This is a genomic window from Pseudomonas sp. NPDC087358 (assembly GCF_044900785.1).
Lineage (GTDB): Bacteria > Pseudomonadota > Gammaproteobacteria > Pseudomonadales > Pseudomonadaceae > Aquipseudomonas.
The window spans coordinates 610,073-633,974 of the sequence record NZ_JBJDOA010000004.1; the positions used below are offsets into that span (position 1 = coordinate 610,073).

Below are 23,902 nucleotides of genomic sequence, written 5' to 3' on the forward strand. Positions count from 1 at the left end.
GCGTAGCGCAGAACTTACCAGTCACATTTCAGGATATTTCACGATAAGTGCGTATGCGGGTAATCTTGGGACTGCGCGCTGAATGAAAGCAGTCTCGATGACCAGGTCGGGCGCGCAGACAACGGACGTCATCGATTCACTGACAAGGCCTGCCCCTGGTGAGAACGCCCCTCTTTGCCGTACGTGAATACTGATGGCCAGAACCTTTCGCTCACTGGCCGTCTACAACTTCCGCATCTGGTCCCTTGGCGGGATCGTTTCCAACATCGGCACCTGGATGCAGCGCACCGCCCAGGACTGGCTGGTGCTGACGCAACTGACCGAACAGAATGCCACCGCCCTGGGCATCGTCATGGCCTTGCAGTTCGGGCCGATGTTGTTGCTGCTGCCCGTCAGTGGCTTCGCCGCCGACCAGTTTGACCGGCGCAAACTGCTGATCGCCACGCAACTGGGCTTCGCCTGCTCGGCGCTGGGCCTGGGCCTGTTGACCGTCACCGGACACGTGGCGTTATGGCACGTCTACCTGTTTGCACTGATCTCCGGCTGCGTGGCCGCCATTGATGCCCCGGCACGGCAGACCATTGTCTCGGATCTGGTGGACGAGTCCTACCTGAGCAACGCCGTGGCGTTGAACTCACTGTCGTTCAATGCCGCGCGGATGATTGGCCCGGCGGTGTCCGGGCTGTTGATCCCGCTGGTGGGCAATGGCTGGGTGTTTCTGCTCAACGTGCTGACCTTCGCCGTGATGATCGCTTCACTGTGCCGGCTGCGCACCGCCCAGATGCATGTGCACCAGCGCCCTCCCCGCGCCCGGGGCCAGCTGGTCGAAGGGTTTCGCTATGTCTGGGCGCGCCCGGATCTCAAAGCCATTTTGCTGATGCTGTTTCTGATGGGCACTTTTGCGCTTAATTTTCCAATCTTCATTTCGACCATGGCCGTCGGGGTGTTCAACGCCGACTCCACGCATTACGGCTTGCTGACCTCACTGATGGCGGTGGGCTCGGTCACCGGCGCCCTGCTCTCGGCCCGCCGCGCCAGGCCTACGCCGATGCTGCTGTTCTGGGCCTGCGCGGTGTTCGGGACGTGTTTTCTACTGGCGGCGATGGTCAGCAGCTTCTGGCTGTTTGGCCTGCTGCTGTTCGTGCTGGGGATTTCGGCGCAGACCTTCACCACCTCGGCCAACAGCATGGTGCAGCTGTCGACCGAACCCATGATGCGCGGTCGGGTGATGGCGATTCTGCTGGCGACCACGTTGGGCGGGACCCCGGTGGGTGCACCGATCGTGGGCTGGGTGGCCGATCTGTTCGGCCCGCGCTGGGCCATGGGCATCGGCGCCGCCTCGGGGCTCGGCGCAGCGCTGGTGTGGTTTGCCTATCAGCGTCGCGCCAGGGTGCCTGCAGCGGCTTGAATCGCGGCCGGCGGCAGGGGTTTGCGGGTGCGCAGGGTCCACAGCAGGATCACGCCCACCACGCCTGCCGCCGAGAGTGACAGCATCCCTGCGCGCGGATCGGCAGTCCAGATTTCCATGTTGGCCTTGAGCATCGGCGCAACGAAGCCGCCGATGTTGCCCAGCGAGCCGATCAGGGCGATGCCCCCGGCGGCCGCGACGCCGCCCAGATAGCCGGTCGGCAAGGTCCAGAACAGCGGTTGCACGGTCACGAAGCCTGCGGCGGCGAAGCAGAACGACAGCAGCACCAGCGGCAGGCTGGCGAGCAAGGTCGAGGCGGCGATCCCCAGCGCGGCCATGCCCAGCATGCACATGGCCATGGGCAGATGGCGCGCGCTGCGGTCGGCATAGCGCGTCACGAAGAACATCACCACCGCCGCGCACAGCCATGGAATGGAAGTCAGCATGCCGACTTTCAGCCCCACCGTGGTACCAAGCAGCTCTGCGATGCGCGTCGGCAGGTAGAAGATCACGCCGTAGACGCTGACCTGCACGCTGAAGTAGATCAGCACGAACTTCAGCACTCGCAGGTTGCGCACCATACCCAGCAGGTTGCGCGGGCCATGGTCGAGCTTTTGCTTGTCCTCGGCCAGCAACTCGGCACTGAGCGCAGCTTTCTCTTCGGCGCTCAGCCAGTGGGCGTCCTGCGGTTTGCTCTTGAGGTAGAACAACGCGACGATGCCGACCACCACCGCTGCCAGCCCTTCAACCAGGAACATCCACTGCCAGTTGGTCAGCTTGAACACCCCGTGCATTTCCAGCAGCCAGCCAGACAGCGGGCTGCCGAGCATCAGCGCGAACGGCAGGCCGAAGTAGTAGATGCCGATGGCCTGGCCACGGCGGCGGGCGGGAAACCAGTAGGTCAGATAAAGAATCACGCCGGGCGAGAAGCCGGCTTCGGCGACCCCGAGCAGAAAACGCAGCACATAGAAGCTGGTCTCGCTGTGGGTAAACATCATGGCCGCCGAGACCAGGCCCCAGGTGATCATGATCCGGCTCAGCCAGACGCGGGCGCCGACCCGATGCAGCATCAGGTTGCTTGGCACCTCGAAAATCGCGTAGCCGATGAAGAAAATCCCCGCGCCCAGCGCAAAGGCTGCGTTGCTCAGGCCCAGGTCGGCCTGCAGCGCGGCCTTGGCGAAGCCGACGTTGGAGCGGTCGATCATCGCCAGGGCGAACATCAGGGCCAGGAACGGCAGGAGTTTCCATCGGCATTTGGCGATGGCGCTTTCGATAGCCGCTGCGGCGGCTGTATCTGCTTTTATTGTCATTGTTATGCCCGTCAGGAGGTGTGTATCTGGATGCCAGCCGAAACTAGACCAGACGCCTGATAATTCCCAATGACAAATCTTCAGTAATTGATAGCGGGCGGTTATCGCAAAACGCCAAGGGCTCTGTAGCAGTCCGGCTTGCCGGCGCTGGGGTTGTCGAAGACGCTACCGCCGGCAAGCCGTGCTGTTAAAGGGGCGTGAGGCTGCGGCCGGATTCAGAACCAGCGGTCGTTGCGCTTGCGCCCGCGGGTCAGGGCCGGAAGGATCAGCCCGAGCAACAGGCCTGCGCCGGCGATGCTGCCGCCGTAGACCATGTAGCGCATCAACACCTGGTTGTTCTCGTCGCCGAGCTTGGCCTGGGTGGCACGCAGCTCCGATTGAGCATCGGTCAGTTGCGCATTGAGATCTTTGCTGCGCGATTCCAGCTCATCCACCAGCTTCTTGCGCGAGTCCAGCGTCTCCTGCATGCCCTGCACCTTGGTTTTCCAGTCGTCATCGATGGTCTTCAACTGGGCACTGAGGTCAGCGACCTGCTGGGTCAGCTGCGGCAGACGCTCGGTCTGGCCCGGCACATCCTGAAGGTCGGCGGAGGGAATCCACACGGTGTCGCCCGAGTTGCCGCGCACCTGGCTGTAGTCGCCCTGGGTGTTGAGCAGCTCCACCTTCTGCCCCGACTTGAGCGTGCCGACGATGCGATAACCATCGGTGGGACCGCTGCGCACGTAGGTGCTCAGGGTGTCATTGACCCAGCGGTCCTTGCCTTCAGCCTGAACCTGGCCTGCAAGGCCGACGGTCAGCAGGGTTCCCAGCAGGCCGGCACTGAGCAAACGGCGTCGAGCGCCCGGCAGCTGGGAGGAATGGGTAGCGCAAACTGGAACTGGACGAGTTAGAGACATGGGGGATCTTCGACAAATAAAAAAGAAAGGCCAGATGGTCGGGCCACATGCAATGGACAAAAGCCTGATCGGCAGCGACGAGTCGAGCGCTGCCACTGCCGGGAACAGGCGACCGCGCTGCAAAAAACACCGGGGCCTCGTGACCCGGCGTACGGCGCGCGCAGTGGTCAACAGACCGTTCAAACGGTCTCAGGTTCATTACTGGGGGGTGACGTTCGTCAGGTGATGGATCGAGCATGCAGGAGTTCTCCAACAGTCCGGTTTGCCAGCGGTGGCGGGCGCATGATCGCCACCGCCGCCAAGGCGGACTGCTACAGACCGGGTTGCGCCGAGGATGATCCTGCAAAAATGGCGGAAGGCAGCCGGAGTCGAACCTGCCCGGGAACGGCTGCCGTCCCCAACCGGGTTTGAAGCCCGGCCGCGCCACCGGGCGCGATTGCCTTCCATGATCGATCAGACCCTGGCGTCAGCCCCGGGCATTTGCGCCAGGGCGTTGTCCGGCCTGACCCGGCGCTGATTGCCCAGGCGCCGGGTGAGACCGATGCGGTCGAAAAACTCGAGAATCTGGATACTGCGTTTGCGGCCGATGCCCAGCCTGTCGCGAAATGCCGCGGCCTCGATCACCGGGTCCGCAGTGGCCAGTTGCAACAGCATAGCCACCATTTGCGCAATTGTGGATTGGAGATAGAACAGATCGCGCACCACCTGATGCACCTGGCCGATCCGCGCCAGCTTGCGCAGCAACAAGCGCAAGCGGGCTTCAGCCACCCCGCTGGCCGTGGCAAGGTCGCGCACCCACGGTGGGTCGAACCGGGCCTGCTGCATCAGTGGCTCAAGGCGTTGCCACAGCTGCGCATCCTCCTCATTGAGCTGCACCTGATGCTCCGGCAGATGAAGCCACGGCCCACTGCTGGCCATGGCGTCCCGTGCCAGTAGCTCGTCGATCAGTGCGATGAACGCCGGGCGCTCCAGCACCATCGCCGCGAAGCGCCGCAGCCGGTCGCGGTCAGGGCCCAACTGATCGGGCTCCTGTTCATGAAACCGCGCCAGATGCTGCAACAGCGAGGATTGCAAGGCCCGCCAGCGCGCCTCGCTGAGCAGCAACGGCCCCTGGCGGGTCGCGATGAGGCGGGCATCGGCGGGCCAATGCCAGGTGTCGCGCAAGCGATTGAACTGCCGCTCCAGACGCTGTGGATCCAGGCCGCTTTCGCTCTGCGCAAGCAAAGCTGGCAGCGCCTGCTCCAGGCTGTCGGCATCGGCGAGGATCGTCAACTGCGCCAGTCGCTCGCTGCTGCGCCTGTGCCGCGACGGCGCGAACGGGTCCAGCACACGTCCACCGCCCAGGGTGCGCTGGGCACTCTGGTCGCGTAGCACCAGCCGGTCGCCGTGCAGTGCATGCACCGGCCCGTTGAGCAGCAGTTGGGCGAACATGCGTGCGCCGGGAAGCAGATGGGTGCCTTCGAGCAAAGCCACACGGGCGGTTACGTCTTGGGTACCGATATACACATGAACCGGGCTGAAATGCGCGAACGCCCGCGTTTCGCCGGCCAGCAGCTGCAGATCGATGTCGATGCGCCGGGTGGGTGAAAACAGCCAGGGTTCCAGCAGCCATTCGCCCCGCTGAATTTGCGCCAGGGCCAGTTTGTCCGCGCTCAGATTCAGCGCCACTCGCTGGCCGGCAGACGCCTGTGCAGCGCTATGGTTCTGGGCATGCAGACCGCGTACCCGCACCGCTTTGCCCATCTGACCGAGCAGCAAGGTATCGCCGACGCTGACCTGCCCGGCCAGTGCCGTGCCGGTCACCACGATGCCAGCACCGGACACACTGAATGCCCGGTCGATAGCCAGGCGAAAGGCGCCACCCTCGCTGCGTTGGCTGACCTGGTCCTGAGCCGCCAATAGCGCCTTGCGTAATGCGTCGATGCCGTCACCGCTCAGGCTCGACACTTCGAACTGCGCCGCACCGGCGTATGCGCCTGAGTGGAGCAAGTGGCTGATCTGGCTGCGAACCTGCCGCACTGAAGCAGACTCGACCCGGTCACACTTGGTGATCACCACCAGCAGTTGGCGGATGCCGAGCAATTGGACAATCGCCAGGTGTTCGCGAGTCTGCGGCATCACGCCGTCGTCGGCGGCGACCACCAGCAGCACCAGATCAATGCCCTGGGCGCCAGCCAGCATGTTGTGAATGAAGCGCTCATGGCCCGGCACATCGATGAAACCGGTCAATGGCGCATCCGGCTCAAGAGGCGCGTAGAGGAAACCCAGGTCGATGGTGATGCCACGTTCACGCTCTTCGCGCAGACGGTCGCCAGCCTGGCCCGTGAGGGCTTCGAGCAATGCAGTCTTGCCGTGATCGATGTGCCCCGCGGTACCGACAATCACCCGGGCTCACCCTGCCAATGCAACTGATTCAACTGGCCGACCCAGCTCGGCTCATCGTCCAGCTGACGCAAATCGAGCCACAAGGCATCGTCATCGATGCGCCCCAGCACCGGGATCGGCAAGCTGCGCAAACTGGCCTCCAACGCATGCAGCTGACGCCCGCGAAGCTTTTTCGAGACGATCGGTCGTAAACACAACGCAGCGCTCGGCAGGCGCGCCACCGGCTGGCTGCCACTGCCGATCATGCCAAGGCTTGGAAGTACGGCAACACCCCAGCCCTCGCCCAGTACCCTGGCCAATAACGGTCGCAGGCGCTCGGCCTGGGCGAGGATTTCGCCCTGGGGACGGGTCAGCAACCGCAGGCTGGGCAGGCGCAACGCCAGTCGGTCAGGATCGCGGTACAGGGTCAACACGGCCTCGAGGGCTGCCAGGGTCAGTTTGTCCACACGCAACGCGCGCTTTAGCGGGTTTTTCTTGATCCGGGCAATCAGCGCCTTGCTGCCGACGATCAGGCCAGCCTGGGGGCCGCCGAGCAATTTGTCGCCGCTGAAGGTGACGATGTCGGCGCCGTCGGCCAGGGTCTGGCGAACAGTGGGTTCGGCCGGCAGGCCCCAGCGCGTGAGGTCCAGCAGGCTGCCGCTGCCCAGATCTTCGAGCAGCGGCAGTTGGTGTTGATGGGCAATGCGTGCCAGCTCTTGGGTCGGCACGCTGGCGGTGAATCCCTGGATGCTGTAATTGCTGGTGTGCACGCGCATCAACAGGCCGGTGCGCGGGTTGATCGCCGCTTGGTAGTCCTTGGCGTGGGTGCGGTTGGTGGTGCCGATCTCATGCAGCTTGACCCCGGCGCGGGCCATGATGTCGGGGATGCGAAATGCACCGCCGATTTCGATCAACTCGCCCCTGGAAATGATGCCTTCCTTGCGCGCGCTCAGGCTGTTGAGCGCCAGCAGCACGGCGGCGGCATTGTTGTTGACCACGGTGACGGCCTGAGCCCCGGTCAGTTCGCGAATCAGCCCTTCGATGAGGTCGTCGCGGTCGCCACGTTTACCAGTGTCCAGGTCAAACTCCAGGTTCAGTGGGTAGCGCGCAGCCGTTTGTATCGCCTCGATGGCTTCCTCGGGCAACAGCGCACGGCCGAGGTTGGTGTGCAGCACCGTGCCGGTCAGGTTGAACACGCGCCGCACCCTGCTGCGATGCTGCATCGCCAGGCGCTCGGCCGCGCGGCCCGCCAGTACTTCGCTGCCAAGCTCGATGGCACTGGCCTGGCCCTGGCGCGCCGCATCCCGCAGGTCATCGAGTAGCTGGCGCAGCGTCGCCAGCAGCATGTCGCGGCCGTAACGGTCGATCAAGGGCTGGCAGGCGGGATGACGCAACAGGCTGTCGACAGAGGGTAAGCGCGGCGGGATCGAAGCAAGGTTTGCGGGCATTCATTGACTCCGAGGGGTCGGTACGCATTTGCCGACTGCGACACGAATCGTTGTAGCCGTCCGGCTTGCCGGCGGTGGCGTCCCTGAAATCGCTGCCGCTGGCAAGCCGGACGGCTACAGGTGCAAAGGTGTGTCAGCCGGCTGGCGCGCAATCAGAGGATGGCGAAACTGAGTGTAGACCCGGATCTCAATCTGCCCCCGGCGCCAGCATCAGGTTCGGGGCGATGCGCTTGATGCCCTCGATGTCCAGGCGCATGTCCAGCGCAAGGCTCGCCAGGTCGGCCGACAACGGCTCGGCGTCGGCATCGTTTTCCAGGTAGATCTGCTTGAGGTAGCTGTTGCACCCGGGACACACCTCGGCGCGCAACGGCGCCTTTTCCACGGCCACACGGTCGTCGTCCAGGCTCACATACTTCAGGCCCTTGCTCTGCTCGCAATACACACATTTGACCCGCACCACGTGCCACTCGCAGGCGCACAACGAACAGGCCAGATAACGCAGGCCGTTGAACGCGCCACGATGGCGGATGACCCCGGCCATGGCCGGTGAACCACAGGCCGGGCATTGACTCAGGTTATCGCAGGGTTTGAGCGCCGCCTGCGGCAGCTTCAACAACCAGTAACTCCAGGCTGCCTGCAATGCGGCCCCCAGAAACGGCACCAGGGCCGCCGGTACCCCGGCATATTGCCCGCTGAGCAATGAGATCGCCCAAGCCTTGCGCTGGCCCTCCCCGGCGCTGCGAAACTGCAACAGCGCGCTGTGGATTTCCACCTGTGCCGGCGGCGTGTAGCGATCGAGCAACGCTTGCAGAAAGACCTGCCAATGGATCTCGCGCACCAGGCTGTCGGCCGCCAGCGGTGGCAAGCCGTGCTCGCGGCACAGCGCCAGGCGCTGGCTGTCCGGCGCCCAGTCGGCGGGTGGGTGGTCGAGCAAGTCCTGTTGCACTCGGCACAGGCTGGCGATCAGGCGCAGGTAATCGGCCAGCGCATGGCCCTCGGCGAGTTTTTCCAGACGCGCGCCGCGCAACGCAAACACATTGGCCGGCGCAAGGTAGAGAAACGGCGGCGAACTGGCCGCCGCTTTGATCTGCTCAGGCTCGAGAATCTGACTCAAGGCGTCATCCTTTCTTGCTGACACGGGTGGGCACGCGAGGCGGCGGCTGTTCGTCGACGATCTTGCGATACCACAGTTCATGATGTTTTTTCGCCCAGCGCGGGCTGACCCAGCCATGCAGCATGGCGCCCACCGAACCCTTGATCCAGATGCCGGCGTAGATGTGCACGATGATGCTGACGATCAGCACGAACCCCGCCAAAGCATGCACCAGCGCGCCAAGGCGGATAACGCTGATGCCGAAGTACTCGCTGAAATAGGCACGCCAGATCACCACGCCGCTGATCAGCAAACCGAGCATGCACAGCAGCAAGGTCCAGAACAACAGCTTCTGCCCGGCGTTGTACTTGCCAATCGGCGGCACGCCTGCTTCGGAGTTGACCATCACCCGATTGATCCGTCTGAGCCACAGCCCATCGTTGCGGATGAACAGGTTGGCGCGCCAGAAGCGGATCACCAGGCCAAAGAAAAACACGAACATCGCCACGCCCATGAACGGGTGCAGGATGCGCGTCCAGGGCCCGCCGCCAAACAGGTGGGTCAGCCAGAACATGGCCGGATGAAACAATGCCAGGCCCGACAGCCCGGCCATGAAGAACAGAATCGCCACCAGCCAGTGATGGGTTCGCTCATTGGCGTTGTAACGCAGAATGGTCTTGCCCGGCTCACGGTTATCGCTCATGGCCGCCGCTCCCCTTCAGGTCCCGGTTCGTTCGGGTCATAGACATGCACCGCCGGATCGACTTGGTGCACGCTCGGGTCCCTGGCATGTCCGGGCATGTCCTCTTCGCGTTCAAGCGGCTCGCGTTGAGGGCCGATCCTTACGTAATGGAAGAAGCCCGCCAGCACCGCCACCCCCATCGCCAACAATCCCAGCGGTTTGCTGACGCCTTTCCACAACCCCACCAGCGGGCTGATCTGCGGGTCCTTGGGCAAACCGGCATACAGCCTGGGATCGTCGGCGTGGTGCAGCACATACATCACATGGGTGCCGCCGACCCCGGCCGGATCGTACAGCCCGGCGTTATCGAATCCGCGGGACTTGAGGTCCACCACCCGCTCGGCCGCATGCACCTTCATGTCTTCCTTGGTACCAAAGACAATCGCGCCGGTCGGGCAGGTTTTCACGCAGGCCGGCTCCAGCCCTACCGCCACCCGGTCCGAACAAAGAGTACATTTGTACGCCTTGTGGTCTTTTTGCGAGATGCGCGGAATGTCGAACGGGCAACCGGTAATGCAATAACCACAACCGATGCAGTGATCCTGATTGAAATCGACGATGCCGTTGGCGTGCTTGATGATCGCCCCGGGGCTGGGGCAGGCCTTCAGGCAGCCGGGGTCTGCGCAATGCATGCAGCCGTCCTTGCGAATCAGCCACTCAAGGTTGTCGTCGGCGGTCTGGTGCTCGGTAAAGCGCATCAGGGTCCAGGTCTGGGCGCTCAAATCCTGCGGATTGTCATAGGTGCCGTGGTTGTGACCCACCTCATCGCGCAGCTCGTTCCACTCCGAGCACGCGACCTGGCAGGCCTTGCAGCCAATGCATTTGGTGGTATCGATCAGCTTGGCGACTTCCTCCAGCTGCCTGACCGACGAGGGCACCGTGGTGGTGGCGGAACGGGCAATGATGTCTTGGATGGCCATCAGATTTTCTCCACGTTCACCAGGAACGACTTGGATTCCGGGGTCTGTGAGTTGGCGTCGCCGAGAAACGGCACCAGCGTGTTGGCCAGATATCCGTTGCGCGTGGCGCCGGTGAAGCCCCAGTGGATCGGGATGCCGATCTGATGCACCACCTGATTGTTCACCTGCAAGGGTCGAATGCGTTTGGTCACCACCGCCACGGCCTCGATGAACCCACGCTTGCTGCTGACCCGCACCCGGTCACCGGCAACGATGCCCTTCTCCCTGGCCAGCACCTCACCGATCTCCACGAATTGCTCGGGCTGGGCAATGGCGTTGAGGCGGCAGTGCTTGCTCCAGTAGTGGAAATGCTCGGTCAGCCGGTAGCTGGTGCCCGCATAAGGGTAGTCCTTGGCCACGCCGAGCGATTCCCACACCGAATCGAAAATGCGCCCGGCGGGGTTGCTGGTCGCCTGCTTGTTGTTCGGGTGCAGGGGGTTGATGCCGATGGGCGTTTCGAACGGCTCGTAGTGTTCGGGGAATGGCCCTTCGTTCATCTTGTCCACGGCGAAGAACCGCGCCACGCCTTCGGGGTTCATGATGAACGGGTTCATCCCCGCTTCCGGTGGCGAGGTGACGACGAAATCCGGGACATCGGTGCCGGTCCAGATTTTGCCGTTCCACCAGATCAGGCGTTTCTTCGGATCCCAGGGTTTGCCCTGTGGGTCGGCAGAGGCGCGGTTGTAGAGAATCCGCCGGTTGCTCGGCCAGGCCCAGGCCCAGCCCTGATGCTGATGCATGTTATAGGGGTCACTGTTGTCGCGACGCGCCATCTGGTTGCCGGTTTCGGTCCAGCTGCCGCAGAAGATCCAGCAGCCTGAAGCGGTGCTGCCGTCATCCTTGAGCTGGGCAAATCCGGCCAGCTGCGCGCCACCCTTGACTGCCGCGCCGGTGGCATCGGTGAAATCAGTGGTGGCGGCGCCGTTGATCTCCTTGGCGATCTCTTCGGGCGACGGTTCTTCCTGCACTTTGTACGGCCAGCTGAGTTTGAGCAGCGGTTCGGCGTAGGCACCACCCTGCTCCTGATAGCGCTTGCGCAAACGCAGGAACAGCTCGCTCATGATGCGGATGTCGGTGATCGCCTCGCCGGGCCCTTCGGCCCCCTTGTAGTGCCATTGCAACCAGCGACTGCTGTTGACCAGCGAGCCATCCTCCTCGGCAAAACAGGTGGTCGGCAGGCGAATGACTTCGGTCTGGATGTCTTGCGTGACCACATCGTTGTAAGGCCCGACCTTCTGCCAGAACTCCGAGGTTTCGGTGGCCAGGGGGTCCATGATGACCAGCCACTTGAGACGGGCCAGGGCTTTCATCACGCGGTTCTTGTCCGGCAATGCGGCAATCGGGTTGAAGCCCTGACAGATGTAGCCGTTGACCTGGCCCTGGCCCATCATGTCGAACATCTTGAGGATGTCGTAACTGGCGAAGTCCAGCTTGGGCAGGTAGTCGTAGCACCAATTGTTTTCGGCCGTGGCATTGGCGCCGTACCAGGACTTCATCAGGCTGACGTGGAACTTGCTGTAGTTCTGCCAGTAAGACAGCTGACCCGGACGCAACGGTTTTTGCGTGCGCGTGGTGATGAAGGCGTTGTAATCCTGCTCGCCGTCCATGGCCAGGGTCAGGTAGCCAGGCAGCGAGTTGGACAGCAGCCCAAGGTCGGTCAGGCCCTGGATATTGGAGTGGCCGCGCAAGGCATTGACCCCGCCACCGGGCATGCCGACGTTGCCCAGCAGCAGTTGCACCATCGCCGCGCTGCGAATGATCTGCGCGCCTATTGAGTGCTGGGTCCAGCCCAGTGCGTAGAGGATGGTCATGGTCTTGCCCGGCGTCGAGCAAGTGGCGATCTCTTCCCAGATCTTCATCATCTGCGCCTGGGGCATGCCGCAGGTCAGGCTGGCGATTTCCGGTGTGTAGCGGCTGTAATGCTGTTTCATCATCTGGTACACGCAACGCGGATCCTGCAGCGTTGGATCGACCTTGGCGAAACCGTCCTCCCCCAGCTCGTAGCCCCAGCCGGACTTGTCGGTATAGATGCGCTTGGCGGCGTCGTAGCCACTGAAAATCCCGTCCTCGAAGCCATAGCCGGCTTTGACGATGAACGACACGTCTGTGTAATTGCGCACGTATTCGTGCTGGATCTTGTCGTTGGCCAGCAGGTAGTTGATCAGGCCGCCCATGAAGGCGATGTCGCTGCCGGTGCGGATCGGCGCGTAATAGTCGGCCACAGAGGCGGTCCGTGTGAAGCGTGGGTCGACCACGATCAAACGGGCCTGGTTGTGCGCCTTGGCTTCGGTCACCCATTTGAAACCGCAAGGGTGCGCTTCTGCTGCGTTGCCGCCCATCACCAGGATCAGATTCGCGTTGGCGATATCGGTCCAGGTATTGGTCATGGCACCACGGCCGTACGTCGGGGCAAGACTTGCCACCGTCGGGCCGTGTCAGACACGCGCCTGGTTATCGAACCCCAGCATGCCGGTCGCGCGAATGATCTTCTGGGTCATGTAACCGGCTTCGTTGGAAGCCGCTGACGCTGCGAGAAAGCCCGTGGTCAGCCAGCGATTGACGGTCTGGCCCTTGTCGTTCTTCTCGATGAAGTTGGCGTCGCGATCGGCTTTCATCAATTCGGTGACGCGGTCCAGGGCCTGGTCCCAGGAAATTCGCGTCCACTCGTCGCTGCCGGGTTTGCGAATCTGCGGGTATTTCAGACGGCCCGGGCTGTGAATGAAATCCAGTAGGCCCGCGCCTTTGGGGCACAAGGTGCCGCGGTTGACCGGATGGTCGGCGTCGCCTTCGATATGGATGATGCTTTGCGCCACGTTTTTCGCGGCATCGCCCTGGCTGTACATGATCAAGCCGCAGCCCACCGAGCAGTACGGGCAGGTGTTGCGGGTTTCATGGGTGTGGGCGAGCTTGAAGTGGCGTATCTGCTCGGCGAAAGCCGGCGTGGGCGCCATGCCCAACGCCGCCAGGCTCGAGCCTCCAAGGCCGATCGCGGCGACCTTGAAGAACTGCCGACGGTTGAGGTCCATCGTGCACTCCTGATCAGGGGAATATTCCCGGTACGTTGCCGGGAGTTGTTCGATCACGGTGTCGACGCCATAACGCCGACCTCTGAAATTCTAGACCAGATCGCCGGCACCGCCATGAAACTGGATGTGTATTGGTCGCCGCCAGAACAGACGCGATGGACGCACTCTGTAGCAGCACGCCTTGCCGGCGGTGGCGTACTTGGGAGCACGACCACCGGCAAGCCGGACTGCTATGCGATTGTGCTTATGACTGTTCTGCCTGCGGTTTCAAAATCACCACACCCAGTGGAGGCAGGTTCAGCGACAGGGATGCCGCCTGGCCGTGGGCCTTGATCTGCTCAGCGGTCACGCTGCCACCGTTGCCGAAATTCGAGCCTGCATAGTTCTCGGCGTCGCTGTTGAGCAGCTCGGTCCACTTGCCGGAGAACGGCACGCCGACGCGATACCCTTCCCTTGGCACTGGCGTCAGGTTGGCCACGACCAGCACCGGCTCACCCTCCTTGCTCCAGCGCAGGTAGGCATAGACGCTGTTGCCTGCGTCATCACCGATCACCCACTGGAAGCCCTGGGGCTGGCAGTCCTGGTCATGCAACGCTTTTTCCGAGCGATACAAGCGGTTCAGATCGCCCACCAGCGAATGCACGCCTTTATGGTCGGCATATTGAAGAAAGTGCCAGTCCAGCTCAGTGTCATGATTCCATTCGCGCCATTGCCCGAACTCGCAGCCCATGAACAGCAACTTCTTGCCAGGATGCGTCCACATGAACGCAAGATAGGCACGCAGGTTGGCGAATTTCTGCCAGCGGTCGCCGGGCATCTTGTCGATCAGCGAATGCTTGCCGTGGACCACCTCATCGTGGGAAATCGGCAGGATGAAGCGCTCGGACCAGGCGTATACCAACCCGAAACTCAGCTCGTTATGGTGGTGCTGACGATGGATCGGATCCTGCTCGATGTAGTGCAGGGTGTCGTGCATCCAGCCCATGTTCCATTTGTACGAAAATCCCAGGCCGCCTTGTTGAGTGGACTGCGAGACGCCTGGCCAGGACGTCGACTCCTCGGCAATCACCAGCGCGCCAGGCGCTTCTATGGCCACTACGTCGTTGAGGTGACGCAGGAAGTCAATCGCTTCCAGATTTTCACGACCGCCATAACGGTTCGGCACCCACTCGCCGGCCTTGCGTGAATAGTCGCGGTAGAGCATCGATGCAACAGCGTCGACGCGCAGACCGTCGACGTGAAAGTTCTTCAGCCAGTGCAGACCCGAGGCGAGCATGAAGCCGTGCACTTCGGTGCGGCCCAGGTTATAGATCAACGTGTCCCAGTCCTGGTGGAACCCCTCTTGCGGGTTGCCGTACTCGTAGAGCGCGGTGCCGTCGAACTGCGCCAGACCGTGGGTATCGGTGGGAAAATGCGCGGGCACCCAGTCCAGGATCACGCCGATTTCCGCCCGGTGACAGGCGTCGACGAAGGCCGCGAAGTCTTCTGGCGTGCCATAACGTGCGCTGGGCGCAAACTGCGAGAGCAACTGATAGCCCCAGGAGCCACCGAACGGGTGTTCCATGATCGGCATCAGTTCGATGTGGGTGAAGCCCAAGTCCTTGATGTACGGAATCAGGTTGTCAGCCAGCTCATGCCAGTTGTAGGGACGGTCCGGCTCGTCTTCCGCACCGTGATGCCACTGCCAGGACCCGGCATGCAACTCATAGATCGACAGTGGTTGATGAATGTCATGCCGGCCGGCCCGGGACTGCATCCAGTCGTTATCCTGCCAGTCGAACTGCAACGGCGCGGCGACTTTGGAGGCGGTGTCAGGCGGCAGCTTGGTCGCCAGGGCCATGGGGTCGGCCTTTAGCGGCAAAATGCCGTGCTGGCCAAGAATCTCGTATTTATAGGCCTCACCCGGCTGTAAACGCGGAATGAAGATTTCCCAGACGCCCGAGGGATGACGTACCCGCATCGGATGCCGACGCCCGTCCCAGCTGTTGAAGTCGCCCACCACCGATACGCGGCGGGCGTTGGGTGCCCAGACCGAGAAGCGCACGCCGGCGACACCGTCGACCTCCACCACCTGCGCGCCCAGCGCACTGCTCAGGTCACGGTGGTTGCCTTCGGCAAACAGGTAAAGGTCCATCTCGCCGAGCAGCTGACCAAAGCTGTAAGGGTCCTCGGTGATCTGCTCCCCCGTGGCCCAGCTGATCTTCAACAGGTACGGTTCGCGAGCAGGGAAATGCCCGGCGAAAAAGCCGGGTTTGTCGGTCATGGCCAGTTCACCCAGATCGCGCTGGCCATCGCGTGATAACACTCGCACACCCAGCGCGTTGGGCAGGTAGGCACGGATCACCTGACCGTCCTTGCCGTCGCTGTGCGGGCCGAGCATGGAGAACGGGTCACGGTGTTCGGCGCGGATCAACGCGTCCATATCGCCGGCGCCGGGCAACAACCCCTGGTTGCCTTTGCCGAATTGGTCAGACGCACTCATTTTCATTCTCCATCAGACAAGTCCAGCAGCCCGCGCAAGCCTTGAAGCGGAACCGACAACCAGGTCGGCCGATTTTCGGCCTCGTAGGCCACTTCATAAGCGGCTTTTTCCAGGGTGAACAACGCCAGTGCGGCGGCTTCCCCCTTGGGATCTTTCCAGGCGTGGGCAACGGCGGCGGTGGCTGTGTTGTAGCCCTCGAGAAACGCCTGTCGCGCCTGGGTCAAATAAGTCTGTGCAACATGTTCACGTGCCGCCGTAGCCTCCTTGGAGGTGTCCGCGCTCTGCGCATTGCGCATCGCCATGGCGGCAGCGTAGTCGAAAGAACGCAGCACACCACTGACGTCTTTATACGGGCTGTATTTGGCCCGACGCTCCTGCAGCGGCCTGGCCGGTTCGCCTTCGAAGTCGATCAGGTAAGCATCGCCCTTGACCACCAGCATCTGCCCCAGGTGAAGATCACCATGGACCCGTATACGCAACCCGCCGACCGAACGTTTGGCCAGGCTTTGTACCTGTGCCAACAGCGCCTTGCGTTTACCCAGCAGTTCACTGACCAGTTGCTGGTCTGCAGGTTCCAGGGTATCGCGATGCTGTTCCAGTAAATTCAACGCGCGCTCGACTTGAGCCGCTACGCTTTTGGCCGAAGCCTGACTGTCCTTGACGCTGGTCACTTCGGTGGCGAAGTCCGGGTTGTCGGTGGGCGCGCTGAGCACCACGTGCATTTCACCCAGGCGCTGACCGAGCAAACCGGCGAAATCCTTGAGTTCCAGCAGCGCGTTGGCGTGCTGTTCAAGGGTCGACTGACCGCGGGCCATTTCATCGCGCACGGCGCGTTCAAGGTTGTTTTGCGTCCATTCCCAGGCATCGCCCTGATTGCTCAGGTAGCCCTGGGCAATCATCAGCAGATTGCTTTGACCGTCACTGTCGACCCGCACCACCGCGCCGAGCAACGGCGAGATGTGCTGATACCCGGCTTCGGTGAGATAAGCACCCATTTCCAGCTCCGGGTGGGTCCCGGCCGCGACCCGGCGAATCATCTTCAGCACCAGCGCCTTGCCCACTACCACCGAGCTGTTGGATTGCTCGGCGGACAGATACCGCACCTCGGACTCTTCATTCAGGCCCAGCGGGGCCAGTTTCGAACTCTGTTGAAAGCGCAACTCGCCATCGCCAACAGGCAGCACGGTCTCCTCGTGCATGCCCTTGATCACGGCACGAATGAACGGCTCCAGCGTGAAGGCGTCAGTGATCAACCCCACCTGCCGTCCGCGTCGCACACGCGCCAGAGCCAGCTGCTGCGGCAGGGCACTGCTGATGTCGTCTTCAGGCAGCAGGCCGAACGGCAGCTGATAGCGCACCACTTCATCGCCCGAAGTGACCTCGATTTCGCTCAGCAAGACCGGCCGCACCGTGGTGCCAAAACGCACCGCGTAAGCGATATGGACCTTGTCCAGCGACTTGCCTTTGCCGGCGAACCAGCGACGCTTGGGCAGGTAAGCGGCGAGCGAGTTCTGCTCCATGGTCTGGCGCAGGGGTTGTTCGAGCAATTCTTCAAGCCGTTGCTTGAGGACCAGGGTCGGAAAGTCCGGCAGGCTCTGGGCCGGTTCGACGTGCCAGCTGGGCATTTGATTCTCCGCCGCCAGCAAGAACCAGTAGAAGCCGTAGGGCGGCAACGTCAGCAGGTAATTGAGCTGGCCAATGGGTGGAAAGGCGCTGCCGCCGAGCATCTCCACCGGTACCGTACCGGCGTACTGCGACAACTCGAGTTCGGCAGCCTGGGAGGCCGCCGAAACGTTGGCGACGCACAGGATGATTTCGTTTTTACCGTCAGCCCCGGTGTATTCACGGGTGTAGGCCAGAATCCGCCGGTTGCTCGGCGACAGCATCTTCAGCGTGCCGCGACCGAAGGCCTTTTGCTGCTTGCGCACGGCAAGCATGCGCCGGGTCCAGTTGAGCAGCGAATGCGGGTCGTGATCCTGCGCCTCGACGTTGACCGACTGATAGCCGTACAGCGGGTCCATGATCGGCGGCAGCACCAGACTCGCCGGGTTGGCCCTGGAGAACCCGCCATTACGGTCGATGGACCATTGCATGGGCGTGCGCACACCGTCGCGATCGCCTAGGTAAATGTTGTCACCCATGCCGATCTCGTCGCCGTAATACAGGGTCGGTGTCCCTGGCATGGACAAGAGCATGCTGTTGAGCAGCTCCACCCGGCGACGGTCACGTTCGAGCAGCGGTGCCAGACGGCGACGAATCCCCAGGTTGATCCGCGCGCGCCGGTCAGAGGCGTAGTAGTTCCACAGATAGTCGCGCTCGCGGTCGGTGACCATTTCCAGGGTCAGTTCATCGTGGTTGCGCAGGAAAATCGCCCACTGGCAGTTTTCCGGAATTTCCGGGGTCTGGCGCAGGATGTCGGTGATCGGGAAACGGTCTTCCTGGGCCACCGCCATGTACATCCGCGGCATCAGCGGGAAGTGAAACGCCATGTGGCATTCGTCGCCATCCTTGCCCTTGCGGTCGCCGAAATACAGCTGGGTGTCCTCAGGCCATTGATTGGCCTCGGCCAGCAACATGCGGTCGGGGTAGTTGGCGTCGATTTCGGCACGGATCTGCTTGAGCACGTTGTGCGTCTCTTGCAGGTTTTCGTTGTTGGTGCCGTCGCGCTCGATCAAGTACGGAATGGCGTCCAGGCGCAGCCCGTCGATGCCCATGTCCAGCCAGTAGCGCATGACTTCCAGGACCGCTTTCATCACCTGCGGATTGTCGAAGTTCAGGTCCGGCTGGTGCGAGTAGAAGCGGTGCCAGAAGTACTGCCCGGCGACCGGGTCCCAGGTCCAGTTGGACTTCTCGGTATCAAGAAAGATGATCCGCGTGCCGTCGTATTTCTGGTCGTCGTCCGACCACACGTAGAAATCCCGGGCCTTGGAACCCTTCTTCGCCTGTCGCGCCCGCTGGAACCAGGGGTGCTGGTCGGAGGTGTGGTTGATCACAAGCTCAGTGATCACCCGCAAACCGCGAGCATGGGCCTCGGCGATGAACCGCTTGGCGTCGGCCATGGTGCCGTAGTCGCTGTGCACGCCGCGGTAATCGGCGATGTCATAACCGTCGTCGCGGCGCGGCGATGGGTAGAACGGCAGCAGCCAGATGGTGTTGACGCCCAGTTGGGCGATGTAGTCGAGTTTGGCGATCAAGCCCGGAAAGTCGCCAATCCCGTCATCGTTCGAATCGAAGTACGACTTCACATGAACCTGGTAGATCACCGCATCCTTGTACCAGAGCGGGTCGTCGATAAAGGCAGCGTTCCGGGGTTTCTTCGCCATGACCACTTCCTTTGAGTTATTGATTTGTGGCCTTGATGCGCCAGATGCCGAACGGTTGGTATGAGGGGTCTATGCGCATCCACTGGGTTTTGCCGTACCAGGTCCAGGAGTGACCGGTCATGAGGTCTTCGCCCAGCGTGGCGGCGTCGTCCGGCAGGCCCATCTCCCACAGCGGCAGTTCGAAGTACGCCTCTTGAACGTTGCGCGGATCGAGACTGACAGCCACCAGGATGAAATTGCTGCCGTCGGCACTGCGTTTACCGAAGTACAGAATGTTGTCGTTCCAGGCGGTGTAGATACTCAGCCCCAGATGGGTCTGCAGCGCCGGGTTCTGCCGGCGGATACGGTTCAGCTGGGCGATTTCGGCAATGATGTTGCCTGGCGCGGTGAAGTCCCGCGGACGAATCTCGTACTTCTCCGAGTCCAGATATTCTTCTTTACCCGGCACCGGCGCCGATTCGCACAGCTCGAACCCCGAATACATCCCCCACAGGCCCGAGCCCATGGTCGCCAGCGCCGCCCTGATCAGAAAGCCCGCGCGGCCGGAGTCGTGCAGGAAATGCGGGTTGATGTCCGGCGTGTTGACGAAGAAGTTCGGCCGGTAGCACTCGCGCCACGGCGACTCGTTGAGTTCGGCGAAGTACTCGCTCAGCTCGGCCTTGGTGTTGCGCCAGGTGAAGTAGGTGTAGCTCTGGGAATACCCGACCTTGCCCAGCCGAGCCATCATCGCAGGCTTGGTGAATGCTTCAGCGAGGAACATCACGTCCGGGTGCTGGGCGCGAATGTCGGCGATCATCCACTGCCAGAACGGCAACGGCTTGGTGTGCGGATTGTCGACGCGAAAGATCTTCACGCCCTCCTCGACCCAGCCCAGCACCACATCACGCAATTCCAGCCACAGGCTGGGAATGGCATCCGGCGCATAGAAATCGACGTTGACGATGTCCTGATATTTTTTCGGCGGGTTTTCCGCGTAGCGAATGCTCCCGTCGGGGCGCCACGAGAACCAGCCCGGATGCTCCTTGAGCCAGAGGTGGTCTTGAGAACACTGGATGGCGAAGTCCAGGGCGATCTCCAGGCCGTGCTCGGCAGCCGCTGCCACCAGCTTGCGAAAATCTTCCCGGGTGCCCAGTTGCGGATGGATAGCATCGTGACCACCCTCGGCACTGCCGATCGCATACGGGCTGCCCGGATCATCAGGGCCGGCCTCAAGCGAATTGTTTGGGCCTTTGCGGTGGGCGCGGCCGATCGGGTGAATCGGCGGGAAATACAGTACGTCGAAGCCCATGTCGCGGATCATCGGCAGGCGGCCATGGACATCGTTGAAGGTGCCGTGACGCTTCTTGTCGTCGGTGATCGAGCGTGGGAACAACTCGTACCAACTGGCGAACTGCGCCAGTTCGCGCTCGACATCCAGCGGGTACTCGAGGCTGCGGCTCAAGAAGGCATGGTTATCGGCCTGGGCCATGATATTGGCGGTTTCGCTGTGCAGCAGCAGCGCCACCTGGGCTTCGGGCTCGGTGTTCTCGCCCAGGCGCTGCAACAGGCTGTCGATCTGCCCGCGCAACTCATGCTGGCTGCGCTCGGCGGCGTGCACCAGGTGCAGTCGGCCTTCCTCTAGCTCCAGGCCAATGGAAACACCGGCAGCGTACTTTTTCTCCAGCTCGTAGCGGTAGCTGGCGAACTGGTCGATCCAGGCTTCCAGGCGGAAGACATAGCGGCTCACCGAAGTCGGGGTGAACTCGCCGATCCAGCTGTCATTGCCCAGCTCGCGCATGGGCGCCTGCTGCCAGTCCTGCTCATTGGCTGCGCGGAAACGAATCCGCACCGCCATTTTGTCGTGGCCGTCGGCAAACACCTTGCTGGTGACCGTCACCGGCTGGCCGATGATCGCCTTGGCCGCAAGCTGCCCGGCGTCGATCACCGGATGCGTGTCTTCGATCACGATGCGCGGCAACTGCAAGGCCTGGGTCAGGGGTAAAGGCTGGGTCGGGTGCGGAACATCGGTGGCCAGGGAATCCGGGCCGTATGGCTGATCAGCAGTCACATTCATCGAGCATCACTCCTCACGCCCCAGGGACGCTCCTTGTAGCAGGTCCGTAATGAGTCCATTGCGTCAACGTTTCATCCATGGCAGATAGCGACGCATGTCGAGACAGATGCCCTGTCCGAGAGTGGCCGCATAGGTTCCGAACGCCCGCCCCGGTGAAAAGTTCAAAGAGCTTGCATCGCGCAAAATCGATCCAGTGCCAGCTTAGCCGCCGGCACGATGTTCACCGGCAAAATGTGCCGAATCATTCAAACGCGGCCGCTGTCCAAGCCTGGGAGCGCGTTGAAAGCCCGGTACTCCTGCCTGTTCGAACCTGCGCTGAAGGAAGGTGAAGCAATGAACATTCCCATTCCCGCAGAAACGCCCGATCCAATGATCGATGACCCTGCCCTGCCCATGCCCAAACCTGACGAAGAGCCGCCACCCACCATGCCGCCGGTCATCGAGCCACCCAAGGGCGATCCTCCCAGTCAGGAGCCGCCGGCCATCCTCAGTGACGAGTTTGCCGAATAACCTGCCCTGCCATGGAGCAAGCCCTGAGCAGGCCAGGTGCGCTCAGGGCTGGTGTGAATCGCCGCCGGTATTGCGTTCGGGGTCTTTTTCCTTGTTATGCGGTGGATCGAAGCGTTCCACGATCAACGGCATCAGGCTGAAGATGCCCAGCGCCAGCACCGTGCTCAGCACCGCTGTCGTTTCCCTTCCCATCCCGGCTGCGATGCCAATGGCGGCCGTCATCCACAGGCCGGCCGCGGTGGTCAGCCCCTTGACCTGAGCGGTGTTGAGCTGTTGTCCCTTGAGAATGGTGCCTGCGCCGAGAAAGCCGATCCCGGCGACGATACCCTGCACCACCCGGCTCAACGCCGCATCGTCCGCCCCGGCCAGGCGCGGCACCAGCACGAACAGCGCTGCGCCCATGCACACCAGCATGTGGGTGCGTACCCCGGCCGCCTTGCCCTTGTGTTCACGCTCAAACCCCAGCACCCCGCCGAGCACCGCAGCAATGACCAACCGCACCGTGACCCGGGTCAGTTGTGCGGCATCGGTGATGTCCGAGAATTCGGACTGAAGGGTCTGGACGACTTCCTGCCACCAGGCGTTCATGGTCATTCCTTTTCTTGAAAGCGTCATTCGGTCAGTTCAGCAATGGACCGCGACGCCTGGCCGGAGTGCTGCGTACCCTGTGTCGGAAGGCGGAAACAATGATCGGCCGATGCAGTCCCACCCATAACAGCCCGTGAAGGAGTACGACCATGCCTCTTGAATTCGACAGCACCCATCAGCATTGCAGCGCCGTGGTGGACGGAGTTCAATGCCGCAGCGCAGTGACCGATGTGCAGATCACCACCAACGACGACACCCACATGTCGCAAGCCAACATTGGCGGCCAGCAGGTGCCTATCACCGAGGCAGAGGCTGATGCGCTGACGGTGTACAAGGCCCGTGATTTGCGGCATCACACCATCGGCGTCGAGCCTGGGGAAGACTCACCGGTGATTTGATTGGCCGACCCTTTGGCCGGGAAAAAAATCCAGTTGATGCAGCGAAAGGCTGGCGCTTCGCGCCAGATCGTCGGCAAGGTGGAGCGCCACCCCGGCGGACTCCCACGCCCTCCGGGCAGAAGCGGTCGGCATCTGCAGTCCTGCGGGTAGAAGCGATCACCTCTCTTGCGCCGCCTGCTTTTGATTCTGGCCAAAGGCCGTGGGAGCTTGGCTTGCCAGCGATCTGCCGGGCACCGGCAGTAGAATCAGGCCACTCGGTGTGTCAGGTGCATACCCTGCACAGGGTTTGCTGGCGCTTCGCGCCAGATCGTCGGCAAGCCGGACTCCCACGCCCTCCGGGCAGAAGCGGTCGACATCTATCGCCTTCCGAACAGCGGTGATCGAAATCTATGGCATCGCGCCGCCTGCTTCTGATTCTGGCCGAAGGCCTGAACTGACCCCAAAAAGTTGGACGGTCTATTGCCAAACGCCGCGAGACTGAGCCCTGTAATCCACAGGACTCAGCCCACCGAGCTTCGCCTTGATTCGGTCATGATTGTAGTAACGGATGTATTCGTCCAGGCCCGCTTTCAGTTCTTCTATGCTTTCAAAACGGTTGAGATAGAAAAACTCAGACTTCAGTGTCCCGAAAAAGCTCTCCATCGCCGCGTTGTCCAGGCAATTACCTTTGCGCGACATGCTCTGTTTGATGCCTCGATCCGCAAGCGCCTTTTGGTAGCGAGGCTGTTGGTATTGCCAGCCTTGATCTGAGTGAAACACGAGCTTGCCCGGGCCTTTCAGGCGTTCGAAGGCTTTGTCCAGCATGTCTGTGACCAAGGCAAAACACGGACGGGTAGCGGTTTGGTAGGCGATGATCTCGCCGTTGTACAAGTCCATTACAGGCGACAGATAGAGCTTCTTTTGCTCCACCTTGAACTCGGTGACATCCGTCACCCATTTCTGGTTGGGACGTTGGGCGACGAAATTCCGCTCAAGCAGGTCCAACGCTATTCTGCCGAGCTGGCCCTTATAGGAACTGTATTTTTTGGGACGCACCAGCGATTTGAGGTTCAAACGCTCCATCAAGCGTTGAATCATCTTTTCGCTGACCGATTCCTTTTTTTGAAGCTGCATGGCGATGCGCCGATAGCCAAATCGCCCCTTGTGCAGGTGATAGAGGTCATGGATCCTGCCTTTCAGCGCAGCATGTTTGTCAGGTTTCTCCAGCGCACTGACCTGATAATAGAACGTGCTGCGCGCCAGATTGGCCAGCTTGAGCAGGCCGTCCAGAGGAAATCTGGACCTCAACGCCATTATGGTGAG

At 62.0% G+C, this 23,902-nt stretch carries 16 protein-coding genes and 1 tRNA gene; 3 read left to right on the top strand and 14 right to left on the bottom strand.

Annotation, left to right across the window (positions count from 1 at the left end; all coding sequences use genetic code 11):
* Nucleotides 1-193 precede the first annotated feature (193 nt).
* On the top strand, nucleotides 194-1,408 hold the full coding sequence (locus tag ACI2KS_RS12805; protein ID WP_404620645.1) for an MFS transporter: 1,215 nt from the start codon (nucleotides 194-196) through the stop codon (nucleotides 1,406-1,408).
* Here ACI2KS_RS12805 and ACI2KS_RS12810 read toward each other — a convergent pair.
* From ACI2KS_RS12810 to ACI2KS_RS12865, 12 genes are all read right to left on the bottom strand, one after another.
* The gene (locus ACI2KS_RS12810) at nucleotides 1,375-2,718 is read right to left on the bottom strand and encodes an MFS transporter (protein ID WP_404620647.1); all 1,344 of its coding nucleotides are present in this window, start codon (nucleotides 2,716-2,718) and stop codon (nucleotides 1,375-1,377) included. The two genes, ACI2KS_RS12805 and ACI2KS_RS12810, sit on opposite strands and share 34 nt — an antisense overlap.
* A 215-nt stretch (nucleotides 2,719-2,933) precedes the next feature.
* Nucleotides 2,934-3,614, bottom strand: a complete 681-nt coding sequence (locus ACI2KS_RS12815; RefSeq protein WP_404620649.1) for a TIGR04211 family SH3 domain-containing protein — start codon at nucleotides 3,612-3,614, stop codon at nucleotides 2,934-2,936.
* Nucleotides 3,615-3,963: 349 nt separating this feature from the next.
* Nucleotides 3,964-4,059, bottom strand: a tRNA-Sec gene (locus ACI2KS_RS12820).
* Between the two features lie 8 nt (nucleotides 4,060-4,067).
* Nucleotides 4,068-5,999, bottom strand: coding sequence for a selenocysteine-specific translation elongation factor (gene selB, locus ACI2KS_RS12825; RefSeq protein ID WP_404620651.1), 1,932 nt, complete (start codon nucleotides 5,997-5,999; stop codon nucleotides 4,068-4,070).
* A complete protein-coding gene (gene selA / locus ACI2KS_RS12830; protein WP_404620653.1) occupies nucleotides 5,996-7,426 on the bottom strand; it encodes an L-seryl-tRNA(Sec) selenium transferase in 1,431 nt (476 codons plus the stop codon). Before selA ends, selB begins: the two co-directional genes overlap by 4 nt.
* 187 nt (nucleotides 7,427-7,613) lie before the next feature.
* Nucleotides 7,614-8,540, bottom strand: a complete 927-nt coding sequence (gene fdhE, locus ACI2KS_RS12835) for a formate dehydrogenase accessory protein FdhE (RefSeq protein WP_404620655.1) — start codon at nucleotides 8,538-8,540, stop codon at nucleotides 7,614-7,616.
* Between the two features lie 4 nt (nucleotides 8,541-8,544).
* A complete protein-coding gene (locus ACI2KS_RS12840) occupies nucleotides 8,545-9,222 on the bottom strand; it encodes a formate dehydrogenase subunit gamma (RefSeq protein WP_404620657.1) in 678 nt (225 codons plus the stop codon).
* Nucleotides 9,219-10,181, bottom strand: a complete 963-nt coding sequence (gene fdxH, locus ACI2KS_RS12845) for a formate dehydrogenase subunit beta (protein WP_404620659.1) — start codon at nucleotides 10,179-10,181, stop codon at nucleotides 9,219-9,221. The genes ACI2KS_RS12840 and fdxH overlap by 4 nt, the downstream gene beginning before the upstream one ends.
* On the bottom strand, nucleotides 10,181-13,246 hold the full coding sequence (gene fdnG, locus ACI2KS_RS12850; RefSeq protein WP_404620661.1) for a formate dehydrogenase-N subunit alpha: 3,066 nt from the start codon (nucleotides 13,244-13,246) through the stop codon (nucleotides 10,181-10,183). The genes fdxH and fdnG overlap by 1 nt, the downstream gene beginning before the upstream one ends.
* 244 nt (nucleotides 13,247-13,490) lie before the next feature.
* On the bottom strand, nucleotides 13,491-15,728 hold the full coding sequence (glgB, locus tag ACI2KS_RS12855; RefSeq protein WP_404620663.1) for a 1,4-alpha-glucan branching protein GlgB: 2,238 nt from the start codon (nucleotides 15,726-15,728) through the stop codon (nucleotides 13,491-13,493).
* A gap of 2 nt (nucleotides 15,729-15,730) precedes the next feature.
* Nucleotides 15,731-19,051 (bottom strand): maltose alpha-D-glucosyltransferase, encoded by a 3,321-nt coding sequence (treS, locus tag ACI2KS_RS12860; protein ID WP_404620665.1) that lies wholly within the window; start codon nucleotides 19,049-19,051, stop codon nucleotides 15,731-15,733.
* 16 nt (nucleotides 19,052-19,067) lie between these two features.
* Nucleotides 19,068-21,104, bottom strand: coding sequence for an alpha-1,4-glucan--maltose-1-phosphate maltosyltransferase (locus ACI2KS_RS12865; protein WP_404620667.1), 2,037 nt, complete (start codon nucleotides 21,102-21,104; stop codon nucleotides 19,068-19,070).
* Nucleotides 21,105-21,437: 333 nt separating this feature from the next.
* On the opposite strand from ACI2KS_RS12865, the gene ACI2KS_RS12870 reads away from it, so the two are divergent.
* Entirely contained in the window at nucleotides 21,438-21,614 is a 177-nt protein-coding gene (locus ACI2KS_RS12870; RefSeq protein WP_404620669.1) for a hypothetical protein, read from the top strand.
* Nucleotides 21,615-21,656: 42 nt separating this feature from the next.
* On the opposite strand, the gene ACI2KS_RS12875 is transcribed toward ACI2KS_RS12870, so the two are convergent.
* Complete coding sequence (locus ACI2KS_RS12875; RefSeq protein ID WP_404620671.1) at nucleotides 21,657-22,202, bottom strand: MgtC/SapB family protein; 546 nt, start codon at nucleotides 22,200-22,202, stop codon at nucleotides 21,657-21,659.
* A 149-nt stretch (nucleotides 22,203-22,351) separates the two neighbouring features.
* Between ACI2KS_RS12875 and ACI2KS_RS12880 the strand changes: the two genes are divergently transcribed.
* A complete protein-coding gene (locus tag ACI2KS_RS12880) occupies nucleotides 22,352-22,600 on the top strand; it encodes a DUF3203 family protein (protein WP_404620673.1) in 249 nt (82 codons plus the stop codon).
* A gap of 456 nt (nucleotides 22,601-23,056) precedes the next feature.
* Here ACI2KS_RS12880 and ACI2KS_RS12885 read toward each other — a convergent pair.
* A partial coding sequence (locus tag ACI2KS_RS12885; RefSeq protein ID WP_404620674.1) for an IS3 family transposase occupies nucleotides 23,057-23,902 on the bottom strand: 846 nt, incomplete at its 5' end.